Source organism: Nocardia sp. CA-119907 (genome assembly GCF_050955995.1).
In the GTDB taxonomy this organism is placed as follows: domain Bacteria; phylum Actinomycetota; class Actinomycetes; order Mycobacteriales; family Mycobacteriaceae; genus Nocardia.
In genome coordinates this window covers 8,589,811-8,601,832 of record NZ_CP192091.1, presented here as the reverse complement: position 1 = coordinate 8,601,832, position 12,022 = coordinate 8,589,811, and the positions used below count along the sequence as shown (strand labels likewise).

The window sequence follows — 12,022 nt, the reverse complement described above, 5'->3', positions numbered from 1 at the left end:
GTTCCACACAAATCATTCGTGCCCCCCGGCAATCTGCCGGGGGGCACGAATGGTTCCAGTGGATCTCAGAAGAGGCCAGCGAGGGCGGTGTCCGTGCCCTGAAGCTCGGAATTGCCCTTGTCGACGAGCTGAGCGGCACCCTGCAGCGTCGTGTTCAGCTGAACGACGTGCTGGTTCCAGGTCGTCTGGTACTGGTCGAAGGCATCCTTGGCCGCACCACCCTGGGTGTCGAAGAAGGCCTTGACCTTCTTCTCGAACGCCTCGAGCTCGTTCCGGATGGTCTCGGCGCGATTGATGATCTGACGGGCGCCGTCCGCAACGCCGTCGAAATTGGCGGAGATGGGCTTGCCGCTGCTACTCATTTGTTCAAGCTCCTATGCTGCGTAGTTCTGGAATTTAGACCGCCGGCAGGTCGAGGCTGGAAACCTGCGCCTGCACCTTGGAGGCGAAGTCATTGGTCTGATCGGAGAACGAGTTGCTCATCTTGAGCAGCTTCTCGGAGGTCTCCATCAGTTGGTCGTTCATCTTGTCGGCCTGGAAGTAGTAGCGCTCCATGAAGGCGTTGAACGCGTCGCGGGCCGCACCCTGCCAGTTGGCGCCGTTCGTCACGTTGTCTTCATCGGTCTTCAACTGCCGGATGGCCATCATCAGGCTGTTGTGCTGCTCCTGGAATTCCTTCGCCTTCGCATTGATACCCTCGGTATCCGCAGTGAAATTCCCTGGTGAAGTCATCGCTTCTGCTCCTGGTTCTGGTCCTGGTCAACGTCCCAAGTGCTAGTTGACCTCTTCATATGGTTGGACGCGTCCTGGGCCCGTTCGGTTCCATCCAGTTCGAACGAATCTGGTAGAGCCACCGCGTCGCACGGGCGCTGTAGCGTTGTCGACCGGCTACATCACGGTCGGAGGGCCTCACAGATCCCCCCGGATGTCTCGGACCGCAATGTCGTCGTTTCGGTCGCCACCAGCACACCGATCCCCTCCTTCCCCCTTCGCGGCCACCTGAACTGGCGAGTGGGCTGGCTGCGAACACCCTACCGAACAGCGCTGTGTCGCGTCTACAAGACGGATCCCAGTTCGATAAGGGTCGTGGGTCACGTCCGATGCGCTACTTGACGACCTTGGCGATCGTCGGAACCATCTTGTCTACCAACGTGTCCTGGGATTGCCCGGTCCACACCTGAAAGGCCTGCACGGTCGACGGATCATCGACCACAACGATTTTCGCGCTACTGGACAGAATGCTGCCCGGCAATCCGCGCAGGCCACCGTTTCCGGCTTGACTGTCGGTCCGCAGCACGATCACGACCTCGGAATCGACGTCCGTCGAATAACTGGAGGCCGACAGCGCACGCGGCGACTTCTCATCGCCGACGGCTTTGTATTTGGGGCTGTAGACGAAGCCGATATTCTGCAGGAACTTGGATTGCTCGCTGGGATTGAGCACCACCGAGAGGGTGGAGTTACCAAAGTTGAATGCAGTGACCGTCTTTCCCGCGAATTGCGGATTGGCATTGCGGGCTTCGGCCACCTTGTCGCCGCCACCGCCGGGATCCGATCCGCCCTTGGTCAAGAGGAAGGTTCCGGCTGCGATGGCGGCGACCACCACCACGGCGAGCGCACCGGGTACCAGGAAGCGACGGGTGCGCGATCGTTCTGCGTGATTCCGCTTGGTCGCGATCAGGCTCTGGTCCGTATTCTCGCGCGGCATGAATCCGGTAGTGGGAGTGTGGGTTCGAGTGTTGTATCCGGCGGCAGAACGATACTGATCCTCGACGACCGGCATCGGCATCGACGGATTCGAATAGCCCGAGACGGGCATGCGGGCATCGGTGGCGTACCCCGCCTCTGGCGCGCGGAACTGATTGCCGTAGAGCGCCGCCTCGGCCGCCTGGGTGAACTCGCGGCAGGTCGCGTAGCGCTGCTCCGGGTCCTTGGCCATAACCTTTTCGATCACGGCGTCCAGAGCGGGCGGCAGACCGGGCCGGACCGCGCTCAGCTTTGGCGGCGGCTCGTGTAGATGCCCCATCATGACCACGGCGGGCATGGTCGACGGATATGGATTCTGACCGGTCAGCAGCTTGAAGAACGCGCACCCGAGGCTGTAGATGTCGGCGCGGTGATCCAGGCTGGTTCCGACCAGTTGCTCGGGCGGGGCATAGGCGACGGTAGCCATGAAATTGCCTGTCGCCGTGAGATCTTGACCGTCCTCGGCTGACTTCGCGACACCGAAGTCGGTGAGCAGTACCCGCTCCTCGTCACCTTCCTCGGCGGCAGAGAGCAAGAAATTGGCCGGCTTGACGTCGCGGTGCAGCAGCCCGCGCCGGTGCGCGTAGTCGAGTCCCTTGCCGACCTCGGACACGATGCGCAATGCACGCAGCGGCGTCATCACCGAGGGCCCCTTCTTGGCCTCGTCGGCGGCATCGACTCCGTCGATGTACTGCATCGCGATCCAGAGCTGGCCGTTCTCTTCGCCGCGGTTGTAGACGGCGACGATATTCGGGTGGTCCAGTCCGGCAGCCAGATTCGCTTCGCGCTCGAAGCGGGCGCGGAACTCGTCATCGGTGGATAGATCGGCGCTGAGAACCTTCAGTGCGTCGCGGCGGGGCAGGATCGGGTTCTGGGCCAGATACACCGTGCCCATGCCGCCGCTGCCGAGAACCTGAAGTACCCGGTAGCCCCCAACGATTGCGCCGGGCCGCAACGCCATTCGGTCCTCCTCCATGATGTCGAATGCCCGAATACGCGAGCCTCCGCCAGAAATCTAGCAAGTCGTCGGTGGGTATTCGAGTCGCATCGCACCGTACTCAGCGACTCTGGAGCAGGGCATACTGCGCGGAGATCTTCTGGTGCAGATCCTGCAGCTGTTTGCCGAAGGCCTGCACGACGTACCGATCGACTTGGAACAGGCACAGATTCATCGACCCGTTCGGATTCTGATCGGTGACCCCATCCGCGAAGCATTCGACATGGTCACCCAGCCCGGCGGGGGCGGCCAATAATTTCTGGTCGGACTTCAGCGGCTGCCACGTCGTCCACAGGCCCACCGCATCCTGGAGCGTCTTGGTCCGGAAGACGACGGCATCCCCGAAGGACACCAGATCGACCCCGTGCTTCTCCAGCTCCGGCAGCGTCTCCTGGCTGGCATTCATCAACGCCACCGTCCCGCGGCCACTGAAGAAGCCATCGGGTTCCGCACGAATCGGCCGCTCCGGATTGCTGGGGATGGTGCGACCGAGCAAACCCTGTGGGTCGAGCGGAATACGCGAGAGCTCGCCCGCGGGAGTCGGCTGAAACTTGTCGAGCAATGGAAGCTGCACATCGAGCATCTTTTCGACCTGCGATGTCAACGCGGGCAGGTTGGGTGCGGAGGTATCGTCCACGACTTTGATGTAGATGACATATCGGTCCTGCACGGTCCACGAGCCGATGGAGGAGATATCCGGTCGCCAATGCGCGTAGGTATTCGGCTTGGCGATCGTCACCGGCTGGTTGTCGCGGTTATAGGTGAAGTCGTCGTGCTCCAAGGTCGGTCCGACGGTGGATGCGGTCTGCGCGTCCGGGAACAACAGCACCGCGATATTCAGAGTCCGCCGCTTGTCTTCCGGCGCGCCGCCGGTCTGCCATGCGTTCACCCAGCCCGCCACCAGGTCTTTGGCGACTTCATCGAAGGTGTCGTTGATGACGAGGCGACCGAGAGTCTTACGGTTGAGCACAGTATGCGGCGCGATACTCCACGCGTCTTCGACGTAGGAAGGATCGGCTTCGTAAGGCAGCGCAACGTAATCGGCCAGCCGCTGTGCCTCGCGAATCCGAGCTTGCTTATCGCTCTTGGCATTACCTACCTGGCGCGGCTTGGTCTGGTAGTTGCCGACATCGAGCTTCGATACGTCAGGTTGTACGCGGACCGGCTGGCCGGTCACCTGAGCGCCACACGCTGACAACGCAGTCAACGCCGCGGCCGTCAACAGCGCCGCCACCAATCGAACGGCCGTCGTCGTCGCGAGCTTCATGCCTCCCCTAACGCCCGTAAGCAAGTAACTTGTATTGCGCAGCGGCCTTTTGGTATGCCTCCTGCATATTGGTCCCTTGGACCCGCGCGACATATCGGTTGTACGCGAGATAGCACACCGGCGGATAGGAAAGCGAAGAGCTCTTTTTATCCTTGACATCGAAACACTTGGTGTCGGGCATATTCGGGGGTGCGTCGACCGGGCGATATCCATCGGTCTTCTGGTCGATCATGGCGGCGATCAGACGGACGGAGCTGCTCGAATCCCGTGTCCGATACACCTTCTCACCGGAATAGGCGACCAGATCGACGCCCGCATCGTCGTAGGCGGCCTTCGCGAGTGCTGGGAAGTTCTCCGAATGCAGCGCGACGTGTCCGGGCATCAGCACCGTGCGATCAATTCCGGATACGCTCTTCTGCCGCTCTTCGAGCGGTAGCGTCCGGCCGAGCAGTCCGTCGACATCCATTGGGAGGGATGCCAGTTGATCGATCGGTGTCGGCGAGTAGTCCTTCAGCATCTCGATCTGTTCGGTGAAGGCCGCCTGGGTGAAGGCGATCAGTGGCGCGGTGTCGACAGGTTCACTGATCGGATCGTCGATATAGACGTAGAGCAGCATGGCGTCGTGCACGAGGAATGAGTCGAGAGTCCGTTTGCTGGGCGACCATTTCGCACGAGCAGTCGGATGCTCAGGGATCGTCACGGTCTCGCCGGGCAGTACCTCGGCCTGACGGTTCGCAAGGCGACGAGCCGCGGTCTCGGCCTTGCCCTGGTCGGCGAACCGGAGCGTATCCATGATCACCGAACGGCCGAGCCAGAACGGGCTCCGACGCTCACCCGTCGTCTCCCATCCAGCGACGAGTCCTTGGGCGAGATCGGGGAATTCTTCGTTATCGATCGACGAGATGGTGGCCGGGGATTTCAGCGTGGTCCGCCCATCGATGGTCGCCAGGCGTTGGAAAGCGAATTTCCCGTCTATATCGAAAGGTAGCGGTACCGAGTTTCCGAGCCGTACCGACTCCAGATCGGCTCCCGAGTCGGCCTTGCGTGTTGTTTCCATATCGCGCGGTGTTGTCGGATAGTTGCCGGAATCCAGTTTGGCAATGTCGATGGACGGCGTGGTCGTGCCCTCGCTGTCACCGCAGGCAGTGGTCGCTGCGATGGCCACGGCGATAATGGCGTACAGACTGTGTCGCAATCGCATGGCCGGACTCACTCACTCTTCGCCAGAATCGCGTACTGAGCCGCGGCACGCTGGTACAGCACCGGGTCCACCGCCCCCGCAAATCCTCTTGCGACGACGACGGCTACGTATCGCCCGTAGACCACAGCACAGAACTGGTCGAAACTCCTGAGATCAGTTGCTGTGTCGAGCTTGACGCACCGGACGTCGGGAAGACCCGGCGGTGGTGCGAGTATTTCGTCATTCTTACCGGTCTTGGCCAGTGCGGACTGGAGGTGGAAGGCGCCGGGTAGGTCACGCGCACGGTAGATGATCGCGCCGCGGCGGCCGACCAGATCGACCCCGCTTTCCTCGAACGCCTGCTGAATATGGACCGGGTTGCGCTCGAAATGCAGTTCGCCCGCGGGTGCGAAGTAGCCGAAGTCCGCCTTGCCGATGAAAGGATCGCTGTGATCTGGGGCCTCTGGCAGGGCGCGCCGCATGATGCTGTCCGGATCAGTGGGCAGGTCGAGGAGATCGTCCAGCGCGATGGGCTTCTGCTGGTCCAATCGAGTGACCTGGAGGTCGATGACCTTTCCGATAGTGTCCGGGATCGCGGCCTGGTTCGTTTGGGGCAGTGCGGTATTCACCACGATGACATAGGGGCCGTGTGCGGTGAACGAGATGACCGTTCGGTCGTCCGCGGACGACGCCCGAGCATCCGTATGCCCCGGGATGGGCACCGAATGTCGGCCCGGATCACTGTTCCCGACCTGATCGAACTGGTCGGCGGCGGCACGACCTGCCGCATCGGTCGGAAAGCGCAGTACCGAGATGATCAACTTCTTGTGGTTGCGAAGATTGTTGTTGCTGCCCACGACATACACCCCGGCAAGGAGGTTGTTGTCCGTTGCGGCGGGGCGGTACTTCTCTGGAAAGGACTTCTCGCCGATCATCGATTCGGCCTCGGACATGAACTTCTGATTCGACGTATCGCTGATCTCGCTGTCGATCTCATAGGGATGCACCAGGTAGTTGAGCATCCGGCGCGCCTCGATCAGCCGTACGTCGGGAATGGTGCTGACGTGGGGGTCATAGGTAGTCGGCTCCGGGGCGTACGCCCCCGTCTTCAACGCCGCCACGTCCACCGGCGCCAGCCCCGGTTCAGGATGGCCCGTCACACTCCCAGCGCAACCCGCACTCACCACGGCCAGCAGCGCGACGAATCCGCCTCTGAACCTCATACGTCCCCCGTTCCTCCCCGCTCGCATACTCCCCGCGGGATCCTACTCGACGCAAGCCGCCAACACCGGGGGCTGGATTCGGTGCGGGGTTGGGGCATTGGGGGCTACTTGCCGAAGGCCAGCAGCTTGTACTGCGCCGCGAGCTTCTGGTCGAGGTCTTGGCGCTGGTTGGCGGTGACCGCGGCTACGTAGCGTTCATACGTTAGGTAGCAGATGAATTCGACGAGGTTGCGGGATTTGGTTGCGTCGTTGTCGAGCTGCTTCGAGCATTTAGCGGTGGGAAGGCCCGGTGGGCTGTCGGTGGGTTCGAAGAGGCCGGTGAGTTGGTCGAGGAAGCTTGCGGTGAGTCTGCTTGCGGCGGCGGGGTCGGCGGTGCGGTAGATCGAGGAGTCGCTGTGGGCGACCAGGTCGACCTTGGCGTCGTCGAATGCGCGCTTGCTGATATCGGGGCGTTCCTCGAGATGCAGTGCGGCGTGGGGGGTGTAGGCGCCAGTGATGTCGGCGTCCCCCTCGGAGGGCGGGTTCGCCAGCGTCCGGGCAACCAAGCCGTCGATATCGGCGGGTTCCTGTGCGACCTTGTCCGATGGTGTCGGGGTGTAGCCCTTCAGCAGTTCGAATTGTTTGTCGAACAGCTTCTTGGTGAAGTCGATCAGCGGGGCCGGATCCGGTGGGGTCGCGAGGCTGTTGCCGACGTAGGTGTAGAGCAGGTAGTCGTCGCGCGCGATCCAGGTTTTGACAGCATCGTATTGGCTCAGTGCGGATTTGGCGTTCGGATAGCCGGGAATCGAGAGCGGCCCTTTGCGGGAGTAGGTGTCGTTCTTCTCGTCGGAGAACACGTCCATGGCGGTCTTCGCCTGCGCATTGTTAGAGAATCGAAGCAGGGTGAGGTCGATGTTCAGCCCGAGCGAAGTGTTCTTCCTACGGGACCCCGATGTGGTCCAGCCCGCGACAAGACCCGGGGCCGCAGCGGCGAAGTTGTCGACGGATCCGCCCAGCCAGCCATCTCGCGGCGGATTCTGCGGGGTGAACGGATGCAGGTAGAACGGGCGCTGGTTGTAGACCAGGCGACTGTCCAGATCCATCATCAGCGGCACGAAGTCGGCCAGCCGGATGGACTCCTGTACCGCACCGGTTTCCGCCGTTCGCTGCTTGTCGATATCGCGCGGTGTCGTCGGATAATTTCCGGGCGCCAGCTTCGATACATCCACCGCGGGGGCGGGGTCGCTCGACCCGCCGCAGGCCGCGGTCATCGCCAGTGCGGCCGCAATTACGAGGCAGAGCAGGCCGTTTCGGTATCGATGGTGCATCGGTGCGCTCATTGGGTCTTGGCCAGGATCGAATACTGCGCGGCGGTCGCCTGGTACAGCGTCGGGTCGAATTGCCCGAGACCCTGTCCCTTGGAACCGAGCACCGCGACGTAACGGTCGTACACGAGGACGCACAGATATTTGCTGCTGAAGATCGGCTCCGATTCGTCCAGCTTCAGACAGCGCACGTCGGGTAGACCCGGTGGGCTGTCGATCGCTTCGTCATCGGTGCCCAAGTGCGCCAACGCGTTCTGGAGTCGAAATGATGCCGTGAGGTCACGGGTGCGGTAGAGGGTCGACTGGTTCTGTGCGACGAGATCGGTACCGGTTTCCTGCAGCGTCCGCTTCAAATCGGGGCCGTTGCGCTCGAAGTGCAATTGCCCGATGCCGTCATAGCTGCCGACGTAGTGGTCCCGCGAGTACTCCCGTGTCTCCTTGGTCGGCGGCAGTGTGCGCCGCATGATCCCGTCGGGGTTCAGCGGCAGGTCGAGGATATCGTCCAGCGGTGTCGGGACCAGGCTGTCCAGCTTCGGGATTTGCAGGTCCAGCATCTTCTTGAATTGCGTCCCAAGGGCTTTCGGGTCGGATTCCGGCATGGTGATCATGCTCAGCAGCACGAACGGACCACGCGCGAGGAAGACGTACCCCTTCTTATCGTTGTCCGAGGAGGCCCGGATATCCGGATAGCCGTCGATCGCTACCGGGTGCCGCCCCGGTTTGAATTCATCGGTCGCCCGGTCGAATTCGGTGGCCGCGGTGCGTGCCGCGGCGTCGGACGGGAAGCGAAGTAGCGCAATGGCCAGATTCTTGATGCTGCGCAGACTGTCGTTGGACCGCTGCGTGTACACCCCGGCGATCAAGTTGTTGTGCTCGACGACCGGCAGGTACTGACCGGGCAGTACACCGACGAAACCGTCGTCGAAGATCGAGGACGTCGCCTCCACCAAGCGGGTGTCGACGAGGTGGCCGATATCGCTGTCGACGTCATAGGGCAGCACCAAATAGCCCAGCATGCGCCGGGATTCGATGCGGAAGACATCGTCCTTCTCGAAATCGTCGGTGGTGTAGTCCCGCGGCGCGGACGGGTAGGGCCCGATATTGAGGCCCTTCGGATCCACCGCGGTCATGCCGGGTCCGGCGTGACCGGGCACCTCGGTGGCACAGCCAGCGACAACGCCGACGACGAGTATCGCCACCACCGTGGCGATCGCTGCTGTTCGAAGTTTCGATGTCGCGGCGAATCTCACGTCCCACCCGTCCGTTCACGTTCCTCCGGGCGGATCCTACTTCACCTGGGCCTCGAGCACCGGGACCAGCTTTTCCAACAGGACTGTTGGCTCTGTTGGCTCAGAGCGTATTTGAGAACTCGGGATCGGAATCGTGTGGCACCGTTGGTCACTGGAGTCGCCGTTGCTGTCGGTGGCCTGTGTCACACTCGCCGGTGATGAGCCGCCACACCACGTTCCGGTACTGCCTCGACCCCACCGTCGAGCAGCATGCTGTGCTCGCACGCCATGCTGGTGCGGCGCGGTTCGCGTTCAACACCTGCCTCGACATTGTGAAAACCGCGCTCACCCATCGGAAGTCCGATCCCGACCATTCGGTGCCGTGGACCGGGTTCAGTTTGATCAACGCCTTCAACGGGTGGAAGAAATCCGAAGCCGCCGGACGCGTGATCGCCGTCGATGCGGCTGGCGTCGCCGAAGTCGAGGTGACCGGGCTGGTGTGGCGCACCCGGGTGCGCCAGCAGGTGTTCGAAGAAGCCGCCGTCGATTGCGGGCGTGCCTTGGCCGCGTTCTCTGACTCCCGCACCGGAAAACGCAAAGGCACCAAGGTCGGGTTTCCCAAGTTCAAGAAGAAACACACCACCACCCCGTCGTTTCGGCTGCGCAACAAGACCTCGGCGACTGGGCGTGCGGCGATCCGCGTCGGCGACAACAAGATCGCACGGTCGGTGACCCTGCCCGGGATCGGGATGCTGCGGGTGCGGGAGGACACCCGTCGCCTGCGTCGCCTACTCGCGAAGAGCCGGGCGAAAATCCTCTACACCACCATCACCTACCGTGCGGGCCGTTGGCAGATCAGCATCGCCACCGAAGCCGCTGACCTGCATCCCGCCTGCCACCACCAACCGCGTAAGGCTGGCGATGACAGCGGCTGGGTGGGCCTCGACCGCGGGTTGTCGGCGTTCGTGGTCGCCGCGACCGCCGACGGTGCCGAAGTCGCTCGCATCGACGACCCACCCAAGCCCCTGGCTATCGGGCTGCATAAGCAGCGGAGGCTGGCGAAATCGTTGTCCCGCAAACAGATTAGGATCACACAACGGCCAAACCGCCACCGCCCGTCTGGCGCGACACCACCACCGCATCGCCAATATTCGCCGACACTTCCTGCATCAGGTCACCAACAGGCTGGTCAAAACCCACGACCGACTCGTTGTCGAGGACCTCCACGTGGCGGGCATGCTCGGCAATCGTCGTCTGGCGCGCGCGATCAGCGACGCTGGATGGGCGGATTTCGCGCGACTGCTGCGCTACAAACAGGTGTGGCGCAGCGGCACGGTCGCCACCGCTAGCCGCTGGTTCGCGTCGAGTAAACGCTGTTCGGCCTGCGGGGTCGTCGATCCCGCTCTTACGCTGGCGGATCGGGTGTTCGCCTGTCGGTGTGGGTATCGCGCAGACCGTGACCTGAACGCGGCGGTCAACCTCGCCGTGTGGGCGGCGACCCACCAAGACCGATCACGATCCCCGGACCCCCAGCAGGAGGCCGGGTCACCAATGCCCGCCGACGGGAAGGCGCTGACCGACACCCCACGGGTGCTGGTGAAACCGGCCCGGAAGACGCGGGAACCGACGTTCACACCTTCGTGGCGTGAACCGACTACGCCCGAGAAGGGCGGTGTCCGAGAATACCCACAAGGGTTTTCGGACACGCTGTCAGAGGCTGTTGGCGAACAGCGCGTACTGTGCGGTCACCTTCTGCCGCACATCCGGTTCCTTATCGCTGGTGACCACGCCGACGTACCGCTTGTACCCGACGTAGCAGCGGTACTTGTACTGTCGCTCGGGATCGCCTTTGCTATTGAGCTGCAAGCACTTCGCGCCCGGCACATCCTTGGGCGCGTCGATGGGGTCGAAGGTGTCGCGCACCTCGGCCATCAGGCCATCGATGAACGTCTGCCCCGCCGGATAGTCGCGGACGCGGGTGACCGAGCCGTTGTCGACAATGGCGAATTTCTCGACCCCGACCTCGTCCACCAGCCGCTGGGTCTTGGTCTCGTCCTCGGCCGATTGGACGAAGTAGCTGGGTCCGTAGACCGCGAAGTTATCGGCATTAGGGGTGTGGCCGCGCCGGTCGGCGACCACGACGCGTGCGAGCATGTTCTCCGGATCGACCTTCAGGTTGTTGAACTGGTCTTTCGGTGTGGCCTGGAATTTGTCCAGCGCGGGCACCTGAGCGTCGAGTGTCTTCTCGACCCAGCTCAGCAGGTCCGGACCGTCCGCGCGGGGCCGCCCGACGAACAGCGAGATGACGAATTCCTTGTGCGCCATGAAGGTTCCGATATTGGGAATGCCAGGACGCCAATGAATATAGGCATCCGGGTATTTGCTCGACGGCAGTTTGCGGTTGTCGGGGGAGATATTGATATCGGCGTCTTCGAGTTCGCGGGCCGCGATTTTCGCGGTGGCCTCGTCCGGGAACCGGAAGACCACATTGGTGACCGCGGTGGTGTCGGCCGAGGGGCGGGTCTGTCCGGTGGGATCGGGCTTATCCGATCCGCTGGTGGCGTATCCGGTGAGGTAGTTGCGGTTCACCAGCACCGGTTTCGACGCGGAGGCGACATGCTCGACGGCATCGTCGATGCTGCTGAGCACCTTGCCTTCGCGGCCGTAGGTGAGTGACGGGTCGATCTTCGTCGTCGCGACAACGGCCTCCGACATCCGCATGCCCTCGAGCAGCGCCCCGTGCGAGCCCGCGTCCTGGTTGTATCGGTGCCGATCGACCGGATACGTGCCGACCTCCAGTTTGCGTACGTCCTGTTCCGCCGCCAGGGGCGTGCCCTGGACGCCGCTGCATCCGGCCAGCACCCCGGCCAGCGCGATACAAGCTACGGCAAACGCGATTCGCGAAGTCCTGACCATGGCAGACCCCTTTGTTCCTCCCGTTGTGCATCTGAAGTTACCGGACGGACGCCGGGCAGGGGGGCCTATGAGGGGTGGGTTGCAATACCCTTGGGTGTGTGGTGACAACCCTGCGATGCCTATCCATAGGAGGCCGATACCGTTGAAGGATCGGCAGGTT

General features: G+C 62.7%; 9 protein-coding genes and 2 pseudogenes. 2 read left to right on the top strand and 9 right to left on the bottom strand.

Annotated features, from left to right (window positions below; translation table 11 throughout):
* Positions 1 to 65 precede the first annotated feature (65 nt).
* From ACQP2D_RS38945 to ACQP2D_RS38910, 8 genes are all read right to left on the bottom strand, one after another.
* Positions 66 to 362: a WXG100 family type VII secretion target gene (locus ACQP2D_RS38945; RefSeq protein ID WP_433680904.1), complete on the bottom strand. Its 297-nt coding sequence runs from the start codon at positions 360 to 362 to the stop codon at positions 66 to 68.
* A gap of 34 nt (positions 363 to 396) precedes the next feature.
* On the bottom strand, positions 397 to 732 hold the full coding sequence (locus ACQP2D_RS38940) for a WXG100 family type VII secretion target (protein ID WP_433680903.1): 336 nt from the start codon (positions 730 to 732) through the stop codon (positions 397 to 399).
* A gap of 373 nt (positions 733 to 1,105) precedes the next feature.
* Complete coding sequence (locus tag ACQP2D_RS38935; protein ID WP_433680902.1) at positions 1,106 to 2,707, bottom strand: serine/threonine-protein kinase; 1,602 nt, start codon at positions 2,705 to 2,707, stop codon at positions 1,106 to 1,108.
* A gap of 97 nt (positions 2,708 to 2,804) precedes the next feature.
* A complete protein-coding gene (locus ACQP2D_RS38930; protein WP_433680901.1) occupies positions 2,805 to 4,010 on the bottom strand; it encodes a DUF7373 family lipoprotein in 1,206 nt (401 codons plus the stop codon).
* Between the two features lie 7 nt (positions 4,011 to 4,017).
* Positions 4,018 to 5,211, bottom strand: coding sequence for a DUF7373 family lipoprotein (locus ACQP2D_RS38925; RefSeq protein ID WP_433680900.1), 1,194 nt, complete (start codon positions 5,209 to 5,211; stop codon positions 4,018 to 4,020).
* Positions 5,212 to 5,219: 8 nt separating this feature from the next.
* A complete protein-coding gene (locus tag ACQP2D_RS38920; RefSeq protein WP_433680899.1) occupies positions 5,220 to 6,413 on the bottom strand; it encodes a DUF7373 family lipoprotein in 1,194 nt (397 codons plus the stop codon).
* Between the two features lie 104 nt (positions 6,414 to 6,517).
* Positions 6,518 to 7,720 carry a DUF7373 family lipoprotein gene (locus ACQP2D_RS38915; RefSeq protein WP_433680898.1) on the bottom strand — a complete coding sequence of 401 codons (1,203 nt, stop codon included), beginning with the start codon at positions 7,718 to 7,720 and terminating at the stop codon, positions 6,518 to 6,520.
* Positions 7,721 to 7,728: 8 nt separating this feature from the next.
* Entirely contained in the window at positions 7,729 to 8,967 is a 1,239-nt protein-coding gene (locus ACQP2D_RS38910; RefSeq protein WP_433680897.1) for a DUF7373 family lipoprotein, read from the bottom strand.
* On the opposite strand from ACQP2D_RS38910, the pseudogene ACQP2D_RS38905 reads away from it, so the two are divergent.
* Both ACQP2D_RS38905 and ACQP2D_RS38900 read left to right on the top strand, forming a co-directional pair.
* Positions 8,949 to 9,293, top strand: a pseudogene (locus tag ACQP2D_RS38905) (helix-turn-helix domain-containing protein); the annotation flags it as partial. The gene ACQP2D_RS38910 and the pseudogene ACQP2D_RS38905 overlap by 19 nt on opposite strands.
* Positions 9,294 to 9,867: 574 nt before the next feature.
* Positions 9,868 to 10,371 (top strand): annotated as a pseudogene (locus tag ACQP2D_RS38900) (RNA-guided endonuclease InsQ/TnpB family protein); the annotation flags it as partial.
* A gap of 285 nt (positions 10,372 to 10,656) precedes the next feature.
* Here the strand turns inward: ACQP2D_RS38900 and ACQP2D_RS38895 are convergent.
* The gene (locus ACQP2D_RS38895) at positions 10,657 to 11,862 is read right to left on the bottom strand and encodes a DUF7373 family lipoprotein (protein ID WP_433680896.1); all 1,206 of its coding nucleotides are present in this window, start codon (positions 11,860 to 11,862) and stop codon (positions 10,657 to 10,659) included.
* Positions 11,863 to 12,022: the final 160 nt, after the last annotated feature.

What these genes read in the sequence shown, in the direction of transcription:
- ACQP2D_RS38945 (WP_433680904.1), bottom strand. Translation starts at nt 362, where the DNA reads ATGAGTAGCAGCGGCAAGCCCATCTCCGCCAATTTCGACGGCGTTGCG.
- ACQP2D_RS38940 (WP_433680903.1), bottom strand. Translation starts at nt 732, where the DNA reads ATGACTTCACCAGGGAATTTCACTGCGGATACCGAGGGTATCAATGCG.
- ACQP2D_RS38935 (WP_433680902.1), bottom strand. Translation starts at nt 2,707, where the DNA reads ATGGCGTTGCGGCCCGGCGCAATCGTTGGGGGCTACCGGGTACTTCAG.
- ACQP2D_RS38930 (WP_433680901.1), bottom strand. Translation starts at nt 4,010, where the DNA reads ATGAAGCTCGCGACGACGACGGCCGTTCGATTGGTGGCGGCGCTGTTG.
- ACQP2D_RS38925 (WP_433680900.1), bottom strand. Translation starts at nt 5,211, where the DNA reads ATGCGATTGCGACACAGTCTGTACGCCATTATCGCCGTGGCCATCGCA.
- ACQP2D_RS38920 (WP_433680899.1), bottom strand. Translation starts at nt 6,413, where the DNA reads ATGAGGTTCAGAGGCGGATTCGTCGCGCTGCTGGCCGTGGTGAGTGCG.
- ACQP2D_RS38915 (WP_433680898.1), bottom strand. Translation starts at nt 7,720, where the DNA reads ATGCACCATCGATACCGAAACGGCCTGCTCTGCCTCGTAATTGCGGCC.
- ACQP2D_RS38895 (WP_433680896.1), bottom strand. Translation starts at nt 11,862, where the DNA reads ATGGTCAGGACTTCGCGAATCGCGTTTGCCGTAGCTTGTATCGCGCTG.